Annotated in this window: 25 protein-coding genes; 13 read left to right on the top strand and 12 right to left on the bottom strand. The window is 58.5% G+C overall.

Translation table 11 applies throughout. The features are described 5' to 3' along the window. Positions 1-7: 7 nt before the first annotated feature. Genes OU789_RS03235 through OU789_RS03185 form a run of 11 tightly spaced genes read left to right on the top strand, consistent with a single transcriptional unit; the run spans position 8 to position 9556 of the window. On the top strand, positions 8-286 hold the full coding sequence (locus OU789_RS03235; protein ID WP_058260733.1) for a type IV secretion system protein VirB3: 279 nt from the start codon (positions 8-10) through the stop codon (positions 284-286). Beyond that, complete coding sequence (locus OU789_RS03230) at positions 276-2642, top strand: VirB4 family type IV secretion/conjugal transfer ATPase (protein WP_274653250.1); 2367 nt, start codon at positions 276-278, stop codon at positions 2640-2642. Before OU789_RS03235 ends, OU789_RS03230 begins: the two co-directional genes overlap by 11 nt. After that, positions 2635-2793 carry a hypothetical protein gene (locus OU789_RS03225; RefSeq protein ID WP_274653247.1) on the top strand — a complete coding sequence of 53 codons (159 nt, stop codon included), beginning with the start codon at positions 2635-2637 and terminating at the stop codon, positions 2791-2793. Before OU789_RS03230 ends, OU789_RS03225 begins: the two co-directional genes overlap by 8 nt. Further along, positions 2786-3934 (top strand): lytic transglycosylase domain-containing protein, encoded by a 1149-nt coding sequence (locus OU789_RS03220; protein WP_274653245.1) that lies wholly within the window; start codon positions 2786-2788, stop codon positions 3932-3934. Before OU789_RS03225 ends, OU789_RS03220 begins: the two co-directional genes overlap by 8 nt. Continuing rightward, complete coding sequence (locus tag OU789_RS03215) at positions 3931-4710, top strand: type IV secretion system protein (RefSeq protein ID WP_274653243.1); 780 nt, start codon at positions 3931-3933, stop codon at positions 4708-4710. The genes OU789_RS03220 and OU789_RS03215 overlap by 4 nt, the downstream gene beginning before the upstream one ends. Before the next feature lie 4 nt (positions 4711-4714). Beyond that, positions 4715-5365 carry a virB8 family protein gene (locus tag OU789_RS03210; protein ID WP_274653241.1) on the top strand — a complete coding sequence of 217 codons (651 nt, stop codon included), beginning with the start codon at positions 4715-4717 and terminating at the stop codon, positions 5363-5365. A 3-nt stretch (positions 5366-5368) separates the two neighbouring features. Then, positions 5369-6064, top strand: coding sequence for a TrbG/VirB9 family P-type conjugative transfer protein (locus OU789_RS03205; protein ID WP_274653239.1), 696 nt, complete (start codon positions 5369-5371; stop codon positions 6062-6064). Then, positions 6057-7370 carry a TrbI/VirB10 family protein gene (locus OU789_RS03200; protein WP_274653237.1) on the top strand — a complete coding sequence of 438 codons (1314 nt, stop codon included), beginning with the start codon at positions 6057-6059 and terminating at the stop codon, positions 7368-7370. Before OU789_RS03205 ends, OU789_RS03200 begins: the two co-directional genes overlap by 8 nt. Positions 7371-7372: 2 nt before the next feature. Continuing rightward, positions 7373-8368 (top strand): ATPase, T2SS/T4P/T4SS family, encoded by a 996-nt coding sequence (locus tag OU789_RS03195; RefSeq protein ID WP_058260726.1) that lies wholly within the window; start codon positions 7373-7375, stop codon positions 8366-8368. Beyond that, positions 8361-8537: a DUF4177 domain-containing protein gene (locus tag OU789_RS03190; RefSeq protein ID WP_165590010.1), complete on the top strand. Its 177-nt coding sequence runs from the start codon at positions 8361-8363 to the stop codon at positions 8535-8537. Before OU789_RS03195 ends, OU789_RS03190 begins: the two co-directional genes overlap by 8 nt. 20 nt (positions 8538-8557) lie before the next feature. Next, positions 8558-9556, top strand: a complete 999-nt coding sequence (locus OU789_RS03185; RefSeq protein WP_274653228.1) for a type IV secretion system protein — start codon at positions 8558-8560, stop codon at positions 9554-9556. A gap of 114 nt (positions 9557-9670) precedes the next feature. On the opposite strand, the gene OU789_RS03180 is transcribed toward OU789_RS03185, so the two are convergent. The 3 genes from OU789_RS03180 to OU789_RS03170 are packed head-to-tail and all read right to left on the bottom strand — an operon-like array spanning position 9671 to position 12540. Further along, positions 9671-10732 (bottom strand): CBASS cGAMP-activated phospholipase, encoded by a 1062-nt coding sequence (locus tag OU789_RS03180; RefSeq protein WP_274653226.1) that lies wholly within the window; start codon positions 10730-10732, stop codon positions 9671-9673. Continuing rightward, on the bottom strand, positions 10680-11225 hold the full coding sequence (locus OU789_RS03175) for a hypothetical protein (RefSeq protein WP_274653224.1): 546 nt from the start codon (positions 11223-11225) through the stop codon (positions 10680-10682). The genes OU789_RS03180 and OU789_RS03175 overlap by 53 nt, the downstream gene beginning before the upstream one ends. Next, the gene (locus OU789_RS03170) at positions 11209-12540 is read right to left on the bottom strand and encodes a nucleotidyltransferase domain-containing protein (protein WP_274653223.1); all 1332 of its coding nucleotides are present in this window, start codon (positions 12538-12540) and stop codon (positions 11209-11211) included. The genes OU789_RS03175 and OU789_RS03170 overlap by 17 nt, the downstream gene beginning before the upstream one ends. Before the next feature lie 145 nt (positions 12541-12685). Between OU789_RS03170 and OU789_RS03165 the strand changes: the two genes are divergently transcribed. Then, positions 12686-13021 carry a helix-turn-helix domain-containing protein gene (locus OU789_RS03165; protein WP_274653221.1) on the top strand — a complete coding sequence of 112 codons (336 nt, stop codon included), beginning with the start codon at positions 12686-12688 and terminating at the stop codon, positions 13019-13021. Further along, positions 13018-13905 (top strand): ImmA/IrrE family metallo-endopeptidase, encoded by an 888-nt coding sequence (locus OU789_RS03160; protein ID WP_274653219.1) that lies wholly within the window; start codon positions 13018-13020, stop codon positions 13903-13905. Before OU789_RS03165 ends, OU789_RS03160 begins: the two co-directional genes overlap by 4 nt. Before the next feature lie 123 nt (positions 13906-14028). Here the strand turns inward: OU789_RS03160 and OU789_RS03155 are convergent, their stop codons facing one another. From OU789_RS03155 to OU789_RS03115, 9 genes are all read right to left on the bottom strand, one after another. Then, the gene (locus OU789_RS03155; RefSeq protein WP_274653217.1) at positions 14029-15921 is read right to left on the bottom strand and encodes a type IV secretory system conjugative DNA transfer family protein; all 1893 of its coding nucleotides are present in this window, start codon (positions 15919-15921) and stop codon (positions 14029-14031) included. Then, a complete protein-coding gene (locus tag OU789_RS03150) occupies positions 15914-17722 on the bottom strand; it encodes a relaxase/mobilization nuclease domain-containing protein (RefSeq protein ID WP_274653215.1) in 1809 nt (602 codons plus the stop codon). Before OU789_RS03150 ends, OU789_RS03155 begins: the two co-directional genes overlap by 8 nt. Further along, a complete protein-coding gene (locus tag OU789_RS03145) occupies positions 17709-18299 on the bottom strand; it encodes a hypothetical protein (RefSeq protein WP_274653213.1) in 591 nt (196 codons plus the stop codon). Before OU789_RS03145 ends, OU789_RS03150 begins: the two co-directional genes overlap by 14 nt. Positions 18300-18473: 174 nt before the next feature. After that, complete coding sequence (locus tag OU789_RS03140) at positions 18474-18755, bottom strand: hypothetical protein (RefSeq protein WP_274653211.1); 282 nt, start codon at positions 18753-18755, stop codon at positions 18474-18476. Beyond that, positions 18742-18966 carry a hypothetical protein gene (locus OU789_RS03135; RefSeq protein ID WP_446719156.1) on the bottom strand — a complete coding sequence of 75 codons (225 nt, stop codon included), beginning with the start codon at positions 18964-18966 and terminating at the stop codon, positions 18742-18744. The genes OU789_RS03140 and OU789_RS03135 overlap by 14 nt, the downstream gene beginning before the upstream one ends. Next, complete coding sequence (locus OU789_RS03130) at positions 18963-19166, bottom strand: hypothetical protein (RefSeq protein WP_025060004.1); 204 nt, start codon at positions 19164-19166, stop codon at positions 18963-18965. Before OU789_RS03130 ends, OU789_RS03135 begins: the two co-directional genes overlap by 4 nt. Further along, a complete protein-coding gene (locus tag OU789_RS03125; protein WP_274653206.1) occupies positions 19163-19471 on the bottom strand; it encodes a hypothetical protein in 309 nt (102 codons plus the stop codon). Before OU789_RS03125 ends, OU789_RS03130 begins: the two co-directional genes overlap by 4 nt. 450 nt (positions 19472-19921) lie before the next feature. Next, entirely contained in the window at positions 19922-20101 is a 180-nt protein-coding gene (locus OU789_RS03120) for a hypothetical protein (RefSeq protein ID WP_274653204.1), read from the bottom strand. Further along, the gene (locus OU789_RS03115; RefSeq protein ID WP_274653202.1) at positions 20098-20976 is read right to left on the bottom strand and encodes an ArdC family protein; all 879 of its coding nucleotides are present in this window, start codon (positions 20974-20976) and stop codon (positions 20098-20100) included. The genes OU789_RS03120 and OU789_RS03115 overlap by 4 nt, the downstream gene beginning before the upstream one ends. Positions 20977-21311: the final 335 nt, after the last annotated feature.

The following is a 21311-nucleotide window of genomic DNA, read 5'->3' as shown; positions in this document are numbered from 1 at the left end:
ATCCGGCATGGCAACGCAAACCCGCCTCTTCCTGGGCCTGATCCGGCCGCCAAAGCTCATCGGCTTACCAATCATGTATGCAATGGTTTGGCTCTTCGGGTTTGTGTTGCTGTTTCTTTGGGTCCAAAGCTGGCCGGTGATCATCATCGCCGCTCTGGCCTATCCCGCACTTTGGAAAGCGGCCGATTGGGATCCTGCCTTTCTTGAGGTGATGGTCACCACCCTGCAGGAAACGCCGCCCACCCCGAACCGCAAGATCCATTCGGGGGACAGCTATGCTCCATGATCCGTCGGATGATCTTGCAACGCTGCCGGACTGGGCGCGCAAAGAGCGCCCGATGGCCAGCATGCTACCCTATGTCAGCCTCGTGAATGACGTGACGATCCGCACGCGCGGCAATGCTCTGTTCCAGTGCATCCGCCTTGATGGCGTCAACAGCATGACCAGCGATGACGCGCATCTGGAGAAGGTCCGCGCGTTCTTCGCGGCGATCATCGCGCAGATCGGGCCGGAGTACAGTTTCTACGTGCACAAGGTTTCAAAGGCAATTGAGACCACCTTACCACCGGTGCCTAATGAGGGGTTTGCCCATGCGCTGGACAACCGCTGGCAAGCAGCCATGGTGCGAGCAGGCCTTCGGGACAAAACACTCACGCTGACAGTGCTGAAACATCCTCCTCTCAGTACGCGGCTACGACTAAAGCGCTCGGACTCAATCGCTCAGCTGAAAGACCAGACGGCCAAGCAGCTGCGCCAGCTCGAGGAGGTCGTCGGGTTTCTGCAATCGTCTTTTGCCGAGATGAACCCGCGTCTGCTCGGCGCTGAAAGCGGCGAACTGCTGGGTTTCCTCGGGGCGCTCAACATCGGCCAAGAGCGACCGCTCTTCGCAAAATCCCGCTTTGGCATCATTGCCGAGGATGTGGCAAACACCCGCGTCACGTTTCAGGGGCGAGGTTTTGCGCTCGACGATGGGACGACGGGCAAGCGGTTTGGTACCAGCTTTGCGATCAAGACCTATCCGGCCAAAACCAACTGCACCATGTTCGATGAGCTGAACCTGCCCGTCGACATGGTGGTCACACATTCCTTCACGCCCATAAACAGCAACATCATGGCCAGCCGGATCAAGCGCCAACAGCGGCTGATGAAGGCCAGTGATGATGGTGCGATTTCTCTTGCTGAAGAACTGGTCGACGCGCTGGACGATCTTGAATCCAAGCGCCTCAGCTTCGGCGATCATCACATGACGGTCACGGTCTTCGCCGAGACCGAGGAAAAGCTGGAATCCATCGCCGCCGAGGTCCGCAACATCGCGGCCAGCGAAGGCGTCAATTTGGTCAATGAGAGCTTTGCGGCTCGGACCCATTATTTCGCGCAGCATCCGGGCAATGGGCAGATGCGCAGCCGCAAGGCCGCCATCACCAACACGAATTTTGCCGATCTCGCAGCGCTGCATCGCGGTCAACTGGGCAAACCCGGACACAAAGTGCCTTGGGGCAAGCCGATCACTCTCTTCCCGACGCCGGAGCGTTCGGGCTTCCTGTTCAACTACCATGAGACAGGTCAGCCGGACAAAGAGCCGACCGGTGGACACACATTGATCCTCGGTCGTCCTGGCTCCGGCAAGTCGGTGTTGTCAGCCTTCCTCATGACCCAAGCCCGGCGCTGCGACGCACGCGTGTTTGTCTTCGACTATCGCGCTGGCATGGAAATGGCCGTACGCGCCAATGGCGGGCGCTACAGCGCCATCAAGGCAGGTGAAGCCACCGGACTGAACCCGCTCCGCACAGAAATTGACGGGCGCGGGCAAGCCTGGCTTTCTGATTGGTTAGCCACGCTGCTGCATCGCTCCGACAACCCCCTGAGCCCGGTCCAGATCAACCGCATTCAGGAAGTGGTGCGCCAGAACGCCGGAGCCAGCGATGCCGCGCTACGCAACTGGCAGGATCTGGCCTCGCTCTTTGTCGCCGGGGCGGATGAAGGGGATCTGTTTGAGCGGATACAGGAATGGACCGCAGACGGCCGATATGGCTGGATCTTCGGTCAAAGCTCTGAGGACACCTTCTCGCTCGATGGTGATGTGGTGGGATTCGACCTGACCGGGATTCTCGACAGCGAAAGCGAAAAAGAACGCATGGCGGTCCTGTCCTACCTGTTTCGGCGGGTGGAGCGTGTAATCGAGGACCGCAAGCCGACATTAATCATCATTGATGAAGCCTGGAAGGCGCTCGACAACCCGTATTTCGCAGATCGGCTCAGCAATTGGCTGGTCACGGCGCGCAAACAGAACGCCGTCGTCGTGATGATGACCCAATACGCAAGCCAGCTTGAGAAAACCCGCACCGGCAAGACGATTGTCGAGGCCGTACCGACACAGCTTCTGCTTCCCAACATCCGCGCTTCGGCCAGCGATTACACCATGCTGGGCCTCACTGAAAAAGAGCTGAGCGTTTTGCTTGGCACAGGCAGCAACTCCCGGCTGGCGCTAGTGCGCGATGATCAAGGCTCGGTGGTGGTCGACGCCAATTTGAGTGCGCTTGGCCCTTACCTCACGATCCTTGGCGGCATGGAAAAAGGCGAAGCGCTGGTTGGCGCGGATTATCGCCAGAACCCCGATTTTTGGAGACAGATCGATGCCTAGACTTTGCGTGCTGACCCTCACCCTTTTGACCCTGACAGCCTGCGCGGAATACCGGCCGTCCGAAGCTGAATGCTTCAACTCTTTTGCCGAAGTCAGCCGCAGCAATTGCAATTTCGAGCTGCTCGGGCCGATTGGTTCGCTGCATGAATAGCCTCCGCCCGCATATCCTTGCGGGTCTGGTGTGGCTCAACGCGCCATTGGCCCATGCCCAAGGCGTGCCGACCTTTGATGCGGGCATGTTCCTGCAGCGCGAGCGCGTGTTGCAGCAGGGCGAGCAGGATCTGGCGCTGCAACGGGACCGGCTGTCCAAAGAAGAAGAGCTTGAAGAGCTCGAACAAGAACAACTCCAAGCGCTGGAAGACATTCTCGATGCCGCGACGCTTGCCAGCGGGAACTCAGGCGCACTGGTCGCGAGCCTGGAAGCTGGTTCATCGCCTGAAAGCGCCGCAGACACGCTCTATGGTTCGGTCGACCCAAACCCAGGCGCAGCCCAGATGTTCGGCGATGCGTCCGGCTCGATCGAAGAGCTCATCATTCGTGCCGCGCAAGAAACGCACCATATGTCCGGCGTGCGCGCTGCCGGTCTATCGCCCAATCAGTGGCGCTGTCTGTTGCAGGCCTTGATCTGGCAAGAAAGCCGCTTCACCATCGGCGCGCGTTCCCCTGTCGGCGCATTCGGCCTAACCCAGATCATGCCCGGCACGGCGCAGGATCTCGGGATTTACCCGGCCTATTACGAAAACCCCTACATCCAGGTCACCGGCGGCGCGCGCTATCTGGCGCAGATGCTGGCCATGTTTGACGGCAACATCATTCACGGGCTGGCGGCCTATAATGCCGGTCCGGGCAATGTGCAACGCAACGGCGGCGTGCCCCCTTTCGCTGAGACCCAGCACTACGTTCAGGTGATCCCCGAGCGCTACAATCTCTACCTTGCCCGCGTCGGTGGCGTCGATGCGCTTGGCACGATTGATCCTGTCTTGCTGGCCAACTCCACGATGAGCCTGACCTCTTTCGGTGCAGGGGTCTATGGCGACTACTCCTTGGTCTCCGTGCAAGCTGCCGCGCAGCGCGTACAGGACATCATCAGGCGTATTGGCGAAACCGACGACATTCACGCGGCCATGTCGCTCAACACCTATGCGCGGGCAGAACTCGCTCGCATGATCGCGATCCGCACGCGCCTCAAGGCCGCTCATACCCGCCCGCTTAGCGCGGCAGAGCTGGCCATGGCGGCCGCTCAGGCGCGCGAACAAGACTTCATGCAATTCGATCTGGAGGCATTCCCATGATCCGCTTTCTTTCTTCCATAGCCATCTGCGCGTTACTGGTTGCGTCACCCGTATCTGCCCAAGGCGTGCCGACGGTCGACACGCGCAACATCGCCCAGGAAATTCGCCAGCTGCAGCAGATGCTGGAGGATTTCGGGATCCAGACCGACCAGCTTGACACGCTTCTCGAACAGCTCGACCTGGTGCAGCAGCAACTCGACACGCTCAACGAGACCTACGCCGCGCTGACCGGCGCGACGGATATCATCGAGATGGCCATGGGTGGTGATCTCGACGGGCTTCTCGATCAGGAATTCGGCGATCTTCTTGGCACCATCCGGCAGATCCAAAACGGCGACTTCAGCGGCCTGATCGGCAACGCGGCCCCTCAGATGGAGGGTCGCATGACGCAAGCCCTGGAGGACGCAGGCTTTGACCAAGATACCCTCTCTGAAATGGCCAGCAGCGGCAATGCGGGGGCGGAACGCATTGCCAGCCAAGCAGGCGCCGGGGCCGTTATGTCAGCGGCGGCAGAAAACAGCTATGAAGAGGCCGCGCAATCTCTCGAACGCGTCGAGCAGCTGGTCACATTGATCCCGGACATGGAAACGCTCAAGGAAGCCGTCGATCACAACACCCGCGTCACTGCAGAGCTTGCCATCGCCATGACGCGCATGTGGGAGCTCGAAGCCATCCAGACCGTCGGCGCAGGCCAATCCGGCGTTGTCGATGCCGCCACCCTTGCTGAAGAACGCCGCTACATGGACTTCACCCTGCCAGACCTGCGCGCGGACTGACCTCATGAACAGTGAAGCAGAAATCATAGAGGAAGAGCTCGTCTACGGCGCGCGACGGCGCGAGCTTATGTGGCAGAAGCTGGGGCTGACAGGCATGGCGTTTGGCATGGCAGGTTGCCTCTCCGCTGCTCTTGTCGCCCTGTTCGACGTGGACCCGCCGCCCATGATCGTGCCCTTTGATAGCGAAACCGGCATGGCCCTCCCCAATGCCATGGTTGAAGCGGTCTCACTCACGGAACGCCCCGCTATCATCGAGGCACAGGTCTACCGCTATGTCATTGATCGAGAGACGTACAATCAGCTCGACAATGATGTGCGCGTGCGGCGGGTCCTGGACCAGTCGGGCGGCGCGGCCGCCGCCGGCCTGCGCGCGCTTTGGACCAGTGGCCACGAAGCCTATCCGCCGGACAGCTACGGCACAGATGCCCGGCTTGATGTCGAGGTTCTGTCGATCACCCATATCAGCGCCAACCGTGCCCAGGTGCGTCTGCGCAAGCGGCTTAATTCGCCGCGCGGCACTCAAAACGGGCTCTTCACCGCAACGCTGATGTTTGAGTTTCGACCCGAGAACAGCCGGTCGATCGACGATGTCTGGCAGAACCCTTTCGGCTTCACCGTCACCGAATACGCGATCCGCTCGGATCGTCTGGAGTAACCAATGCGCCGCCTGTTCCTGATCCTCACCCTCATTGTTCCGCTTGCTGGCACCGCCTATGCAGAAACGCAGCCGCGCCAGGGCCCCTATGATGCCCGTGTCCGGCTGGCCACCTATCAGGATGGGCAGGTTTACCGCATCCGCACCAGCTTGACCCACGTGACCAGCATCGAATTCGGCCAAGGCGAAACCATCCGCTCGATCATTGCTGGAGACACTGAAGGCTTTCTTCTCGACGGCGTGCCCGGCGGTCAGGCCTTCGCGATCAAGCCCGTCACGCGCGGCGCGCATACTAACATCACCGTCTACACCAACCGGCGCAGCTATTACTTCAACGTGACCGAGGCGAGCTCACCGACCTTCTATGTCATCCGCTTCACCTATCCTGAGTCCGCTCCCCAGCAATCCCGAGTGGCTGCAAGCGAGCCCGCAAACCATGCCTATGGCGTCAGCGCGCGATCAGAGATCACCCCGCAAGAAATCTGGGACGACGGGACCTTCACCTACTTCCGCTTTGCCGCAAACGCGCCGCTGCCCGCGATCTTTCGCTGGTCCGGTGGCAATGAGCGCAGTGTCAATGCTCTAGCCCGGCCAGACGGCGTGATCCGCGTATCGGGTGTCAGCACTCGATGGGTTCTCAGGCTTGGTGATGACGAAATCTGCGTCCAAGAGATGAGCGAGGCAAACCACAATGAGTGAAACAGCTGAGCTTAAGAAACGCCTCGAAGCGCTTGAAGGCAAACCACAAAACCGAAAATCGCGACCGTCCGTTGTCACTATTGCCCTAGGCATTGGGGCAATCGCCGCTCTAGGCAGCCTCTTGCTATTGTTCTCTGGCGGTTCTGAACCCGACAGCCTGGAAACCGCCTCCCCGGATGAATTCCAAGCAGCGGGACCGGGCTTTGGTGCGCTCGAGCCCACGCCTGCACCGATTGACACAACTCCGCCGCCGGAGCCGGAACCAGATAGCGAAACGGAAGAGCTACGCGCGCAAATGGACGCTATGCGCACCGAGCTCGAAGCCCTGCGCAACGCATCCGCACCTGAAGTCCCAGCCGTCAACACTGAAGCATTGGAGACCTTGGGTGCAGAGATCGATGCCCTGCGCAGTGAGGCCGCTGCTACGCAAGCCGCCTTGCGCGAAGAGTTGGAAGAGCGCGCACGGCAAATCCAGCGACTTCAAAATGATTTGGAGCTTGCGCGCCTGGAAACCCCGGGCACGCCCGCACCAACCGGCCCCACGGCCGAGGAACTGCGTATGCAAGAGCTCGAGCGGCGGCGGCAAGCCGAGCTTGAGGAACTGCAAGCGCGTATTGCCAGCCCAATTATCGCTTTTGGCGGCACTGGAAGCGGCAACAATGATACCGCCGCCGAGCAGCGTCGACTTGATGGCGATACAGACTTTGTTCGCAACGGCGCTGAACCCGCTGAGGTGACGCAGGCCCAGCTGATCGTGAACCCGTCAAACACGGTTGTTCAGGGCACGATGATCCAGGCCGTGCTCGAGACAGCGATCGACAGCTCGCTCGCCGGTCAGGTCCGCGCGATGGTGTCTGAAGATGTCCACGCCTATGACGGCTCGCGGATCCTGATCCCGCGCGGCGCGCGTCTGATCGGGCGGTATCAATCTGGTCTCGATATCGCGCAGCAACGCGTGACGACCGCCTGGGACCGGATCATTCTGCCCAGCAATCAGACCGTCGAAATCAGCGCCTTCGGAGGCGATGAACTGGGCCGCTCCGGAACGACCGGTTTCGTCGACAGCCGCTTTGGCACGCGGTTCGGTTCTGCCGCCCTGATATCGCTGATCGGAGCCTTGCCCGCCGTCGCCGCGCAAAACACCGAAGATGAGATTACTTCGGATGTCCTCGAGGGCATTGGCGAAGATCTGAGAGACAGCGCGCAAAGCGTGATTGGCGAATATCTTTCCGTCTCACCCGTGATCTATGTCGATCAAGGTGCCCGCGTCACCGTGATGGTCGACCGCGATCTGGAGATTTTCTGATCATGGCGGCCAGCTATCTGCAAAGCTCGATGGACAAGATCCCCGAAGCGCGTGATCCAAAGCTGATCGAGCTTTGCATCAACCCCGACGGCACGCTGTGGGCGGAGTTTCAGGGGGATCACTTTATGCGGTCCGTCAATCGACCGCTCTCGCCCAACGAAATCAAAGACCTGGGCAATCAGATTGCTTCGGCCGCAAACACCACGCTCAGCCGGACCAAGCCCATCGTGTCGGTCAGCATCACCTACCGTGACCGCCCAATCCGCGCGCAAGTCATTCAGCCCCCCGCTGTCGATGGCGGCTATGCGATTTCTTTGCGGTTCTTTGCGGACCTACCATTGGACCAGATCAAACTGTCTTATCTCTTCGGCAAAGAACGCAACAATGAAGGTGCGCGGCGCAAGCGCAACGCCGAGCTGCGCGATGTCGTGGCCACCGGCGACATCGATGCGGCGATCAAGTTCTGCGTCACGCACAAGCTCAACATGATCGTCTCTGGTGGCACCTCGACCGGCAAGACCGTCACGGCACGTAAAATCCTCTCCTTCGTGCCCGCCGACGAGCGTATCGTCACGATCGAAGAGGCCGCTGAACTGCGTCCGACGCAGCCCAATGTCGTCACGCTGATGTCTGATCGCGACGAAGCCACACGCAGCGCTGATGTCCTGCTGACCTCCACCCTGCGAATGCGGCCGGACCGGATTGTTTTAGGCGAAGTGCGCGGCAAAGAGGCCATGACCTTCCTTGAGGCCATAAACACGGGCCATGGTGGCTCACTCACCACGCTGCATGCTGAAACCCCTCAGCTGGCCGTGCAGCGCCTCGCCATCGCCGCCCTGAAAACTGACGTGCCCATGACCTACCAGGACATGAACGACTACATCACCCGCTCGATCGATGTGATCATCCAGGCCGGTCGCTATGAAGGCACACGTGGCATCACCGAATTCTACCTGCCGATTGATCCGGCCCATTCAAAGGAAACAGCTCATGTTTGAATACAAGATTGAACAGATCAACACCGCCAAGACAAAGCCACCGAAGATCGAAGCGCAGCTGACGGCTCTTGGCCAAGACGGCTGGGAGCTGGTCTCGGTCGTGCCGGATTTTGACGGCGAGCATATCCTGAAGGCCTTCATGAAACGACGCACCGGCGCGAGCGCCTAAAGCAGACCGAGGAAGATCCGATGGGCGTCGTCACCTGGATGGTAGAGACCACCGACAATTTTCTGGAAGACGCAGCCCAAACCACCTTTGGCAACGTCGCCGGACAGCTTGGCGGCGTCATTGCGGTCGCCTCCACGCTCGCCGTGATCGGCGTCTTCCTCAACATGGTGTTTCAGTACAAGTCCATGGATGGGCGGACGGCGTTCTGGTTCGTCCTCAAGCTTATGCTGATCTCCCTCTTTGCGATGAACTGGGTCCAGTTCAACGCGGTGGCCAGCGCCCTAGTCGATGGGCTCGACCAACTCGCGGGCGGCATGGTGGCGGGGCTTGGCGGCGGCGGGGCTGGCGCGTCTTACTTTGCCGGGGCCTTTGACGATCTCATCGAAGAGTTCGGCGACTACCTTAACGCGGCTGGAGACAACATGCATTGGATGGCCGGAGCCCTGATCGGCGCGATCGGTGCGTTCCTTTTGGGCGTCATCGGCGCACTCTGCGGGCTTGTTCTGATCTTTGCCAAGATCATGCTGGCCTTCATGATCGGCATCGCCCCCATCATGATCGCGCTTTCGTTGTTCGATGTCAGCAAGGACTATTTCCACCGTTGGCTGTCCAGCACTGTGTCCTACGCTCTCTACCCTCTCGTGATCGCAGGCGTGTTTTCCACCGTCGTCGGCATGTCGCGTTCGCTGATGACCGAACTCGGAGATCCATCCGGTGCAAGCAATATCGGCGCGCTGGTCCCCTTCTTCATGATGATGTTTCTCGCAGGCGGCATGATCATCGCAACCCCGCTGATCGTCCGTTCAATTTCAGGCAACTTCATGATGGCCGGACCGCCGAGCATTCCAGGCCCTGGCGGCTTCGCAAAGGGGTTGATTGGCACAAAGGGCTCGCGGGCTCGGGCACGTTTTGGGACCAGATCAAACTCCGAGATCGCGGGAGCCGGAATACGGCAGGCGGGCGGAGCTACTGTTTCTATGGTTCAGAAGGTCGCTGAACGGGCCAAGCGCTTGAAGTGAAATCGGCACCTTCCTGCTGTTGGTCGGACTGGTCTTTGCTGCGGCGCAGTCACTCCTAACTAAACGCAGATAAATGTCTTAGGTGCGCCGGTCAAGCGATCTTACTTGCTGCAATCAAAGGTCGGCAGCCTGCTCTCCATGATAGAGGGTTACCGGTGCCCTTTCCGCATCGAAGAACCTTTCCAAACGCTCGGAATTCTCTTCGACGAGTCGCCGGGCTTGAGTGGGAAGCTCATCACGAGCTCTTTCAAAGTCGTCCATCGCAATCGGAGCTAATGAAGGTGCAGTTGTTACCCGCAGTAATCTGTCGCGCCCAATCAGCAGACCGGCCTGACCCAGTGCGTTTTGGCTTTGTAGATGCATGGCCGTCTCAATGATGGTGCGCCAGTGAAACATCCCTCCCCACTTGATTTGCGAGTCCGACAATAGCAGATCCTGTTCGCCACATCCGAGAGATAGAATGTCGACGGTATGTCGGTCGAGATCGAAACACGAAAGGGCATCAACCAGCGCAACCATGGCTGGGTTGTTTGCCCAAACACCTCCATCGGCAAAGTGCCGCGTGCCATTTCGGTATGTCGAAAAGAAGGTAGGTGCCGCCGAGGTCGCAAGGGCGGCCGTCACGATCTCCTCCTGCCAGTCCAGGCGAAAATCAGGATGATGTGGAGTCTTCAGAACAGTGACCTCGTTGAAACCGTCAAAGGTTGGAATGTTCAACCGCCGATCCACAGTCCCAAGAGTTCTGTTGCCGAAACAGTCCCGAAGGGCGCGTTCCAAGGGCTCTCGGTCATAGCGATAGACGGCCATGTTGCGCGCGAACCCGTAAACAGAATTAGCCGCCCGACCCAAAGCGAATGGCGGGGTCCAGCCTTTTGGAAAGATCTTCCCGCCGTGGGTAAGGTAAATGTCGAGAACCTCCGCCGCGCGCATTCCCGCGCTCAGACCAAGCGCGATTATGCCGCCAGTTGATGTTCCTGCCAGCAAATCGAAATAGGCCGCTGCTGATCCTCCTTTCAGAAATCGGCGCTCGCATTCGGCCAACACGGCGGCAGGCAATATGCCTTTTATTCCGCCACCATCGATCGAGAGGATGCGGAAGGTGTCGGCCGTCCATTCGAGCTGTTCACGCCGATGAAAAATCGTGCCGTGTGACCGCCGCAACTGAGGTTGTTCCATGGTAACGTTCCAATCTTGCCGCTACTGGGTTGCGGCTATCTGTTTCTAACCTGATGTGCTTGCCCGTGCCGAACCATTTGCCCGTCAACAACCAACACTCGTAGCAGCTAAGCCAGTTTGAAGCCCAAGGGATGGTGGTATTGCTAATGCGATCATCTGGTGTCCATTCGTTTGCTTCATCATCAAAGAGGCAAAGAAAGGGACCGATCCGCTGCGTTCGCGGATGTGCGACGTAGACATGCGGGAGCGAGCCTTCCGCATTTCCAAATCTCCGGGTCAGCGGTGGACTTAACACCTCTACCAGAGGCTGAAGATAGAGATTTGACCGCCCCTCGGGCAACAGTGGTTCGGTGTATTCCACGCGCAACCCATAGGTCGTCTTATGAGGCTTGAGCGTGCCATGCCAAATGGCAGTTCGTTTGTCCGGCTGATTGCACGACCAGGTCGGGAGAATAGCGCGCATATCCGCGATCTGGTTACCAACAGTTATCATCGGGCACGACGCCCCCCATGTTGGTATTGGCTCGGGCAGGCGTGATGAGACCGTTTGCAGTCGCGACACCGGCACCCAAAGCAGGGGCCGCAGGCTTGAACTCTCCACCCGGTTTCATTCCAATCGCGCCGTGTTCAAGCTGAACCATCCGCGCCCGGTGAAACGCCTGCAGCGCCGTTTCACCGGCTTTCTCACCGAAGAGATCGTCGAAGGTTGACTGAATTACCGCTGGGTTGAAACCAACGCGTTGTAGAGTCTTCAAGCGGTCAATGAGTGTCTGGAGATCGCGGGCCCAGAGTTGCTGGTCGCTCCGTTGCTCAGGCCACCGGTCGGTGAAGATGTCGGGTGTATGAGCCGGATTGCGAACTTTCAACAACCGCAGGCAGCTTTCGGCATCCTGAATGCGGCGGCGCATACGAATTGCCAGTGCAATCACCTCGTCAACGAGACTGTCTTGCACTGGGCCAGCTTCCAGCGCGATCGCAGCCATAATGATCGAGGGAGGTTTCCGTTTGCCGCGGTGGTCATCATGTTTGCGGAAGCGCTTGTCGCGAAAGCGCTTGATCAATTGCAGAGCAACAACCCGCGGAGACTTTTGGTCGAGCGGGACATGGACAGGCATCGGTTGGGTATCAGCCTTTATCATGCTGCCATCAGACGTCACGCGTTTTGCCATGGTTTCGTAGGTTTCACCGTCTACGAGGAAACGCCGCGCGTCGAAAAGATCCTGGAAGACTGCGCTTGTTTCGATATGGCCATTGAAGTGGTCGGCAAACCCCTTTGGGTTCACCTCCTTGTGGTAGCAAGTACCCGTTTCCGGCTTGTGGTGGAACAGGGTCGCGACGCGCTCCGGGGTGCCAGCCAAACGAACAACCGGCATCAGATCCACGGTCACGCCATCCGGATATGTCACAGTCACACAGCGGCTGTTCTTTTCGATCAGATAGTCATGATACTTGCTGCCCGGATCGCCTTTGATTGCCTTGTAGAGCATGGTCAAGACCCATTCAGGGTCGCTACCTGGTAGCACGCTCAGTTCAATGACAGCGTCGACATCATGCTGATCTCGCTTAAGGCGAGATCGCGTCGGTGCGTGAATGGCAAAGCTGCCGGACGCGTAGATCTCGTGGACAAGGTCTTCAAATGGGCTTCCCGGCCGATCTACATGGCTGGCCAATCCGCGATAGTGAGCTTCTGCCTCGCGATGCATTGTCACGGTGATCTGGATGGCCCGAGCCACATCCATCAGCGCTGCTTCAACCGGATCGATATCCAGGTTCCGCGCGTAGTCTTCAAAATTTGTTCTTACATTCATTTCCTTCTGCCCCCTCAGGCTTGACGGATTCTACGATCTGTCTTACAGTTATTGACGTTTTCGTAGGGCGTTTCGCGAAAGAAAAAGCCGCGAGCAAGCGGCGGAAATCCTACGATTTCGTCATAGTAACACAACCAAGGGCGTCATGTCAAACTCAACAGATGAAACGGGAGGATTCGGCGAAAGGTTACGCCGAGCCAGAGAGAACAGAGAACTTAATCAAACCGAATTGGCCGCAAAGGCCGGCCTGCAACCATCCGCCATCGGACATTTCGAGAAGGAAAGACGAAAGCCATCTTTCGCCAATATCCGATCCCTCGCAAAAGCACTGAATGTGACTTCGGATTATCTCCTTGGGCGCACCTTGGAGATGGGCCAAGCAACAACAGTGTTCCGGGGGGAAGAAAACCTATCTGACGGCGACAGAGAGCACATCCAGATGATGATTGACTTGATGAATCAAAAGAAAGCGGAGAAATGAGCAAGTTCCGGCTCACTATGGCGCGACGTCAGGGCGAGCTAAAGGCCAAAGAGATGGGGTTTGACAACTTCCCGGTTGATCCATTTGCGATCGCAGAGGCCGAGGACATCATGATTGAGCCAAAACCGCCTGATCGACCAGGTGTCAGCGGAGGAATCATATTCTTCGACGACCGTGTCGGCATTTTCTATGCGACAGATATTGTAAGCGAGGGATTCCGCAGATTTACAGTGTCTCACGAGCTTGGGCACTATTTTCTGGAAGGGCATCCGGAAGAGATCCTAAAGTCAGCTCCGATTCACATCTCCAAAGCGGGATTTTCGCAAGGTTCAAACTCCATTGAGCTCGAAGCCGATCACTTCGCGTCTGGTCTGTTGATGCCATCGAGGCTGGTTTCAAACGTCATCGGTACAAGCCGCGTCGGCCTTGATGCGATCATGACATTGGGTCACAGCGCGGAGTGTTCGCTGACGGCTTCAGCGATCAGGGCTGCCGAGTGTTGTGACTATCCGATGGCGGTGATCGTCAGTTCCGGTGACAAAGTGGCATACGCATTCCTGTCCGATAGCTTCAAGAAACTCGACAAGCTTACGTTTCTTCGCAAGGGCGTATCTTTGCCAGCAAGCCTTACACGCGAATTTAATCGGAAGCCCGGCAACGTTGCTTCGGGTCGAACCCTGTGCGGGCAAACCACGCTTGCAAACTGGTTTTCTTGTACTCGCCGCTTGACCTTAGACGAAGAGGTCGTTGGGCTAGGCAGTTATGGTTTCACTCTGACTGTTTTATCGAGCGACGAGCTGGCCGAAGATCCAGATGATGAAGATCTGGCGGAAGAAGAAGCATTAATTGAGAGCTGGACGCCACGGTTCGCACTTGGGCGTTAGAATTCGAAGGTCAATCTTTCGAATGCGGGTTGGGAATTCTTGTCTCCTGGTCAATTTAGAAATCTACTCGTTTCTGCTGCAATGAGTCCTTCGTCGGCAGGCAACAACGTTTTCTTTCTGCTCTCATCCCTGGACTGCCGCCTCCATAAATTTCTCCACCCGATCTGAACCAGCCTGATACTCGTCCAAACTAGGCTTGCCCTCGTTCGGCTCACCCCGCTTTTCGCTGACCAAATTATCGATCTCTTCTCGCCGCTTCCCTTCACCTTCAGAGCCGCCACCTGAAACTGCTCTCGGTATCTCAAGCGCCCCTATCTTCGCTTCCAGTGCCTTGATCTGCCCTTGTAGGCCGCGCATTTGGTCCCCGGCCGAGGGATATGGGAGGTCGCCTGTCTGCTTGTCGAAGATCTGCTTAAAGAAGCGATCGTCATAGTACTTTATCCGCTTGGCGCGCACGGGCATTTGCGCGTCGACCACCAGAACGATGTCATCAAGATCCATACGCCGCGCCTCATCCTCGGGAAGCAGCGCGGTTTCTTCAGTCCGTTCAGACATGCTGCGTCCGGCGAATGGGTTGCGACCGACCGAGCGCGAGCGAGTCACAACACGCTTGGTGGTTTTGCCGACGGCTTTGCTGAGCTCTTCGATGGTCTTTTCATCTGAGGGCGTGAGATAGAGCTTGATGCCCGCGTTACCCTGCAGGGCACGCCGGGCATTTTCACCGTAGATTTCGTCCAAGGCCGGGATCGTCTGCGTTACGATCGCGAGGTTGGCCCGGTAGGATCGCAGGGTTTCGATGCTATCGAGAACGATCGGCATTTTGCCCAGGCGGTTGAATTCATCGAGCATGATCATAACCGGCCAGGGTTCGTCCTTGCCGGGTTCATGGTCCTGCAGCGATGCCAGCAGGTCTGAGAAAAACAGGCGGATCAACGGCGCGAGCGGTTTTACCATCAGCGGTTCGACCACGAGATAAACCGAAAATGGCGATTTTCGGATATCGCGAAAATCGAAGTCCGACGTTGCGGTCGCACGGTCGATGGCCGGGTTTGACCACTGCTTGAGGCCAGATGTCATCAAGAGCGACAGGTAGGATGTCAGCGTGTCGTTGTTGGTCGAGGCCATCCGCATGAAGATCAGCTTGGCGGCTGGATTGACCACTTCATCGGCGCGGCGGCGATACTCTTTCTGCTTGTCCCCGCCCGATGCGGTGATGCGGTAGATCTCGCCCAGGGTCGGCCGCTTTCGCTCGAACGCCAAAAGTCCTGCCGCCACGAATAGGTCAATACCGCCATCGAGAAGCCCCTGCACCCGGTCGTTATCTGCTTGCAGGAACAGCGAAGCCAGAAGTTGCAGCTCCATCTGCTGGCGGTCGACGTTTTCCAGCGCCGATATGCGCAGCAAAGGATTGTACCGGTGCGAACGGCCATCCTTCCAGTCTGTTGGCGCGAACCGGAACACCTTGTCGCCCTGCGCAGCCCTGTGGCGGGCCGTTGCCTCGAAGTTTTCGCCCTTCACGTCGAGCACGACGGCACTGCCCTGATAAGTCAGAAGGTTCGGAATGACGAACCCCGTGGTCTTTCCGCGTCCGGTTGGAGCCACGATCAGCGCATGGGGAAAAACCTTGGACATGACAAAGGGTTTGCGGCTCTTGGGCTTTCCCATTTTGCCGAGGACAAAGCCGTGGCCAGGCTTGCCGAAGAAACCGTTCCGCTTCATCTCGGACATCTGCAGCCAGTGGGTTTCCCCAAATTTGGTCAGCGCATCGTTCATCAACACCGCACTGAGCAAAACACCGGCACCAGTGCTGATCCCCACGACCAAGTGAACAATCTGCATGTCGGCCTGATGCGTCGTTCGGAGAACCCCATAGCTGCGTGCCAGCATCAAGAAATCGATATCCGCCCCGACCCCGAACCAGTGGAACGTCAGAAAGGCCGACGCCAGAACATACCCCAACACCGCGCCCAGAAGAGCAAAGCTCATGACGCCGAGTGCGATCCGCGCCTTACCCATGCGTCACACCTTTTTCGCCGTCGGCATCGACATGCCGCTCGCGTTGAACATCAATTTCTTCATTGGCGATCTCGTCTAGGACATGCTCCATCGCCACACTGTTCGCCAGAGCGGCATCGCTCTGCAGATAGGCCTTAGCCGCATAGAGCCGGTCCAGGCGGTCTTCGATATGTTCCTCCAGCGCGGTCTCATCGCCAATTGCCAAGTCCGGGGTATTTTCTTCACCGGCCAGATCCTCCAGTTCGGCCCTCAAAGTCTCGCGCTCCAGATCGTTTCGGAATGGATCTGCGGTCGGATCATCTCTCAAACGGCTCAGGATGTCAGAGGTGGTCGGCGGCAACCCGTCGACTATGGCTTCCTCCCGGTCGGCCTCCACCGCTCCACTGTCCTTGAGAACTTCAGCATCGGCCAACATACGGCCCAGATCACTGTGCACATGGTCAAGGCGGTCGATCGCTTTCTCAAGCTCATCGGCGCGTGACAGGTCAAAGCCGTCCTTCTCGGCAATCGCCTTCAAATCCTGTCCAAGCCATTGCCGCTCGAGCGCGGCATTGCCCGCGCCGATTTCGACCCGACGCGCTACATCCTGCGCGTCAATGCCGGTGCCTTTCAAAGCCTGTTCAAGACGTTCGGTAAGAGCTGTATCCCGCAATGCACTTTGGGCGTCGGCCTGAATGTTCGCGGCCGAATAGATCCCGCTCTTGGAGGCATCTTCGAGCAAGGTGTGGGACTGCGTTCCCATTGGGCTCAGATGTGACAAAGAACGATAGATGTCGTTCAGCTCATGCTCCAGCGCGGCACGTCGCTCCACCGGGGCGTCCGCTACAATGCGTTCGGCCTTTTTGATCTTGTCGTGAAAGGCATCCACGACCTCATCAAACGAATGCTGTTCTTCGGCCATGCCGTATACCTTTCCATCTGCTTCAATCGGTTTGCCATGCGCCAAGAGCCGCGCGGCCTTGTCCAAGGCTGCTGCAATGTCATGCTGGTTCTCGCGAGAGGCCTCGGCGGCCAGGCCGCGATAAAGCCGCGCGTTATGCGCCACCTCAGCCAAGGCACGGTCAAGCTCCGGCCCCACGCGCTCACGTTCGGTCAGCTTCTTGCCCGTGGCTTCCGCGCGACGCTGGTCTGCATCGCTTGGCCTCTTCGTCGTGATCCCACGTTCGAGCTTTCGGGTCGCCTCAAGCCGCAACCCATAGCGGTCCGACACCTCAACCATTGCCTCGCGAAAACTGTCGTAGTTGAAATGGTGCCCTTCTTTCAGAAAAAAGAATTCACCGTCCTTGCTGCGCCGGTTCAGGACGATATGGGCGTGTGGATGGTCCCGGTCCTCATGCACGGCGGCGATGTAGTCAAAGTGGCTGCCTTCACCTTGAAAAAAACGCTCGCAGATCTCGCGCGTGATCTCGGCGACATCCTCGCCGCGCGTGCCAATCGGGAAGGCCATCAAGAGGTGCGAGGTATGTCCCAGTTTGGGATGGAACCCCTCATTCCACTGTGCGGAAAACCGGCGCGTAACCTGCTCGATCTCCTTGCCTGATAGAACGCTTTGGCCGTCATAGGTGCCACGGCTGTCGATGATAAAGCTCGACTTGGTGGTCAGGTACTCCAGCTGGTTGCGCAGCTGAGTCTTGTTGTGTGTTCCGCCGTCTCGAATGGCTTTGAAGATCGCGGGCGAATGCCCCATCGCCGCCCGGGCCATTTGCTTGGCACGGGCACGCGGCACGCTGCCGCGAATGCGGCTCCAGTCGCGATCGAAGAAGGCCTCCTGCGCGGCAGCAACGGCGCTATTCCGGGCCATCGGCAAAACCTCCCAGTACGCGAGCAACCTCGCCGGACAGCGCGCTTCGGCGGCGCTGCGCCATGTCCTGAACCTGGTCGGCGATATCGAAAATCAGCCCGGCCAAGGCGCGCACCTGGCTATGGGCAGAGTTGCCATAGGGCGGCGTCTTGCCCTGGCGCTTTGCCTCGTTTAGGCGCTGCGCGATCTGGTTGATGTTGTTGCCGGTGCGATTGAGCGAAGCCGATAGCCCCTGCATCTGGTTGGCCAGTTCATCGTCAGGAACGAAGAGATCGTTCGACGCATAGATCAGCCGCCGCAACCCGTCGGCGCGGCTGGCGATATCATGCCGCGTCAGCACCGCATCAAAGCTCGCAAGCTCCTTTGGCGTGAGCCGGACATTCACCAATTCGGAGCGCACGCGCGCGTCGAGCTTGCGGCTTTGATCGGCCTTCAACGTGTAGAAGATGCTGCGGGGCGTGACGCCAAATTCACGGGCCAAATCCTCGATCGCCACCCCTTCGGCACGCTTGCGCACGATGGCAAAACGCTGGTTCTGCGTAAGCCGCTTGTGCCGTGGTGTGCGCGGTCGGCCCATGTGAAGTAATCCCCCCTATTTCTTGCCAGCATCATACAGGCAGCCCTGTTATGGCACTTCGCTATAATTGATTCAATATTATAATATTGCATCAACTGCCTGTATTCCGTTTGGAGCAGCCGTAGGCTGCGACCGCCGGGCAAAGCCCGGCCACATGCGTGAGGCCTGGCACCACTAATCGTGGTTCCAAGCCTCAGCATTGCAAAGCAATTGCAGCGCTATTGCGCGGGCCGCGCCTTCCGCACTGGCATAGGTTTGATGGTCGGGCAGCTCGTGTAGATCAAAGGGCTGTTGCGGGTCGTCTGGGGTCTCAACTCGGATATAGATCGTCCAGCCATTGATCAGTACTGGATCATCACAATACTCCTGCCCGCCATCGGGCAGATTGCAGAACCCATGAAGATGCACGCTGGCGCGGCCCTCTCGGGCCGCCTGCCTGATGTCAGAATACCTCATGGCGAACCTCTGCACTTTCCCCGATGAAAAATTCGTCAGGCTCGCCATTCAGGCGGGTGCCATCCCGACTGGTCAAGCCGATAGCTGACCCATTCCGTGTGAAGGTGATGAGGTATTGCCCGAGGTCATCACTCGTCACTACATATCCGCTGTTGACCCAGTGAACGCGGTTGCCCGCGTCCACTGCTGCTTTGATATCTTCCAAGGTCATCGCAACGCCTCCTCAAGGATTGCGAGAGCCCCGAGACAATCGTCGATGTAGGGCTGCTCCTCGCCGTCAAGATCGTTCAGCTCCAGCCGGTTCAACACCGCGTAAAGCGTGGCGCGGGCCTCACGGGCGGCGCTTCGCAAACTCACGGTATCTTCCAGACGCGCGGTCGCAAAATCATCGCTGTGATAGTCTGGGATCATCGGATTTCTCCCGCCTTGTGCTTCCAACGCGGGGCGATGTCCTTGAACGGCACCGTGAAGGGCGGCAGCGCGTCAAAGCCGTTCGAGCTTTTGACCACCTTCACCTTGGCGCAATCATCCTCGATGCTGAGGATCTCGACGCAGAACACGCCGCCCAAACCCGACGGAACAACGATTTCCTTCAGCTCGTGCCGATGCTTCCCGCAATATACGCAGGTGCTATAAAGCCCGTCGATGATGTGACCGCCGGTCGCGCGATCACAGTCGCAGGTCCAGAATTTCGGGGGCTGATATTTGTGAGCCATTTGTGGCCTCCTCTTGGGTGCTGCGGTTGGGGCTTCCGCCCCCTTCCGCCGATGGGCTGCACACCGGCCAATCTGATCTGACCGAATACGCATGTATTCGGCGGAACAGAGTGGGTGGGGGCACAGCCCGACCCACGGCCCAGGAGCGGCCGGTCAATGGGTCAAAGCCAGCAACTGGTGCGGCCCGCAGCGCGCCTTCGCGCGAGGACACGGGTTGCAGGCTTTGACGACGCGCCCCCGCGCGGCGCTTGCCCATTGACGGGACGCGACAGGGATGTTGGGCGGACCAATCAAACTGAAAGAAGCCTGAAGGAGGTGAGCGGGCTGAAAGCTGTCGATCCTCCGCACAGTCATTTTCTCAGGGCGGCCCGTGCGCAGCAGCACGGGCCACAATTTCTCATTTCATCCCCCGAGGCCTGCGCTCCGCCACGTGAGGCGGGGCGCAGGTGCTCAAAGCTCAATACCGGCTTTCAAGTTGCCGTCCGGATCCAGCCATTTGCGCGCCTCTGCGCAGTCCAAGCAAATACAGGTGCCACTGCCTGTCACGATGACCGGCGCAAGAAAGATCACCGGATTTGACGCGCCGCATTTGCGGCACGTCATCGGGGGCAGGATTGCGGGGCCGCTCATGCTGCGGCCGCTTTCGATTGACCTGCTGCTGCTAAAACAAAATCGGCTGCCTTCTGCGCCTCGGACGCCGCGCGGAAAATCGCCCGCTTGTCCTCTTTGAGAGCTTTCAACCACCCTTCAACATAAGCGGCGCTTTGGTCGAATTCCGGCGCGACGCCAATCTGAGCACCAAGGAAACAAGCACCGATTTCCGCCACCAGCTCTTCAAAGGCATAGGCCTCACGGTGCGCAAATTTCTTGATCCTCGCAAGCCGCTTTTCGCTGCCGGTCCAATGGATCACCTCATGGGCCAAAGTCCCATAATAGCCTGCCGCATTGTGAAACGTGGCAATCGGCGGCATGTGAATGTGGTCTTTGGCGGGGCTGTAATAGGCGCGCGGGTCGTCACTGGTGAGGATCTCCGCCCCTGTCCGGCTGAAAAACGCCTCATGTTCAGGATCTTCGGCCGTGCCAAGATCGCGGGGGTCCTCGGGCCGGATGTAGTAGTCCTCCGGCAAACCCTCGATCTGATCCGCGTTGAAGACGCGGTAAGCGCGCGCATAGGGCAGTTCTTCCTCAATGCCCAATTCGTTCTCTCGGGTGAACGTCCCGTATTTGACCACGGTCGACGACGTTTCACCTTTGCGGACCTGTCCGCCCAGTTCCTGCGCCTGTTTATAGGTCATCCAGCGGCTGGACACATAGCCATGCTTGGCCGCCATGACCCAGAGCATCAAGATGTTAATCCCGCGATACTCCTCGCCGTTGTGTCGGGTCGGCAGGGCAATGCCGGTCGCGCTGCCTGTCCACGGCTTGCGCCATGGCGGCGTGCCTGCCTCAATCTCTGCAATAATGGTGTCGGTGACGTGGGCATAAACATCAAACTTCGGTGCCATTTGTGGCCTCCTCGATCAAAGTGACGCGGGTGAGGCTTTGCGCCCCCTTCCGCCGATGGGCTGCGCCTCGGCCACCTGATCTGACCGAATACGCATGTATTCGGCGGAACAGAGTGGGAGAGGGCAAAGCCCGACCCACGGCCCTGAACGGGGCTGTCAATCGGCCACATTTGCGAAGAAAATGTCTGCGCCAAAATCAGACGCCAATTTGCCCCGCGAGGAATGGCTCGCCCGCGAGACAGGGGAAATTGGTGGCTTATTTTGGGGATGGCCCAAGGTTGACCGCCACGGTCAGGGATGTTGGGCGGACCAAACAAAAGGAATGATGTCTGGAT

Origin of the sequence: Halocynthiibacter sp. C4 (assembly GCF_028823805.1) — a bacterium.
GTDB classification, from domain to species: domain Bacteria; phylum Pseudomonadota; class Alphaproteobacteria; order Rhodobacterales; family Rhodobacteraceae; genus Falsihalocynthiibacter; species Falsihalocynthiibacter halioticoli.
Note: the sequence above shows the minus strand (reverse complement) of the source record. Positions and strands in the feature narration are given on the sequence as shown.

What these genes read in the sequence shown, in the direction of transcription:
- OU789_RS03160 (WP_274653219.1), top strand. Translation starts at nt 13,018, where the DNA reads ATGAGCAAGTTCCGGCTCACTATGGCGCGACGTCAGGGCGAGCTAAAG.
- OU789_RS03145 (WP_274653213.1), bottom strand. Translation starts at nt 18,299, where the DNA reads ATGGGCCGACCGCGCACACCACGGCACAAGCGGCTTACGCAGAACCAG.
- OU789_RS03185 (WP_274653228.1), top strand. Translation starts at nt 8,558, where the DNA reads ATGGGCGTCGTCACCTGGATGGTAGAGACCACCGACAATTTTCTGGAA.
- OU789_RS03140 (WP_274653211.1), bottom strand. Translation starts at nt 18,755, where the DNA reads ATGAGGTATTCTGACATCAGGCAGGCGGCCCGAGAGGGCCGCGCCAGC.
- OU789_RS03150 (WP_274653215.1), bottom strand. Translation starts at nt 17,722, where the DNA reads ATGGCCCGGAATAGCGCCGTTGCTGCCGCGCAGGAGGCCTTCTTCGAT.
- OU789_RS03120 (WP_274653204.1), bottom strand. Translation starts at nt 20,101, where the DNA reads ATGAGCGGCCCCGCAATCCTGCCCCCGATGACGTGCCGCAAATGCGGC.
- OU789_RS03210 (WP_274653241.1), top strand. Translation starts at nt 4,715, where the DNA reads ATGAACAGTGAAGCAGAAATCATAGAGGAAGAGCTCGTCTACGGCGCG.
- OU789_RS03205 (WP_274653239.1), top strand. Translation starts at nt 5,369, where the DNA reads ATGCGCCGCCTGTTCCTGATCCTCACCCTCATTGTTCCGCTTGCTGGC.
- OU789_RS03180 (WP_274653226.1), bottom strand. Translation starts at nt 10,732, where the DNA reads ATGGAACAACCTCAGTTGCGGCGGTCACACGGCACGATTTTTCATCGG.
- OU789_RS03225 (WP_274653247.1), top strand. Translation starts at nt 2,635, where the DNA reads ATGCCTAGACTTTGCGTGCTGACCCTCACCCTTTTGACCCTGACAGCC.
- OU789_RS03135 (WP_446719156.1), bottom strand. Translation starts at nt 18,966, where the DNA reads ATGACCTTGGAAGATATCAAAGCAGCAGTGGACGCGGGCAACCGCGTT.
- OU789_RS03235 (WP_058260733.1), top strand. Translation starts at nt 8, where the DNA reads ATGGCAACGCAAACCCGCCTCTTCCTGGGCCTGATCCGGCCGCCAAAG.
- OU789_RS03200 (WP_274653237.1), top strand. Translation starts at nt 6,057, where the DNA reads ATGAGTGAAACAGCTGAGCTTAAGAAACGCCTCGAAGCGCTTGAAGGC.
- OU789_RS03195 (WP_058260726.1), top strand. Translation starts at nt 7,373, where the DNA reads ATGGCGGCCAGCTATCTGCAAAGCTCGATGGACAAGATCCCCGAAGCG.
- OU789_RS03230 (WP_274653250.1), top strand. Translation starts at nt 276, where the DNA reads ATGCTCCATGATCCGTCGGATGATCTTGCAACGCTGCCGGACTGGGCG.
- OU789_RS03170 (WP_274653223.1), bottom strand. Translation starts at nt 12,540, where the DNA reads ATGAATGTAAGAACAAATTTTGAAGACTACGCGCGGAACCTGGATATC.
- OU789_RS03115 (WP_274653202.1), bottom strand. Translation starts at nt 20,976, where the DNA reads ATGGCACCGAAGTTTGATGTTTATGCCCACGTCACCGACACCATTATT.
- OU789_RS03125 (WP_274653206.1), bottom strand. Translation starts at nt 19,471, where the DNA reads ATGGCTCACAAATATCAGCCCCCGAAATTCTGGACCTGCGACTGTGAT.
- OU789_RS03130 (WP_025060004.1), bottom strand. Translation starts at nt 19,166, where the DNA reads ATGATCCCAGACTATCACAGCGATGATTTTGCGACCGCGCGTCTGGAA.
- OU789_RS03155 (WP_274653217.1), bottom strand. Translation starts at nt 15,921, where the DNA reads ATGGGTAAGGCGCGGATCGCACTCGGCGTCATGAGCTTTGCTCTTCTG.
- OU789_RS03175 (WP_274653224.1), bottom strand. Translation starts at nt 11,225, where the DNA reads ATGATAACTGTTGGTAACCAGATCGCGGATATGCGCGCTATTCTCCCG.
- OU789_RS03215 (WP_274653243.1), top strand. Translation starts at nt 3,931, where the DNA reads ATGATCCGCTTTCTTTCTTCCATAGCCATCTGCGCGTTACTGGTTGCG.
- OU789_RS03190 (WP_165590010.1), top strand. Translation starts at nt 8,361, where the DNA reads ATGTTTGAATACAAGATTGAACAGATCAACACCGCCAAGACAAAGCCA.
- OU789_RS03220 (WP_274653245.1), top strand. Translation starts at nt 2,786, where the DNA reads ATGAATAGCCTCCGCCCGCATATCCTTGCGGGTCTGGTGTGGCTCAAC.
- OU789_RS03165 (WP_274653221.1), top strand. Translation starts at nt 12,686, where the DNA reads ATGTCAAACTCAACAGATGAAACGGGAGGATTCGGCGAAAGGTTACGC.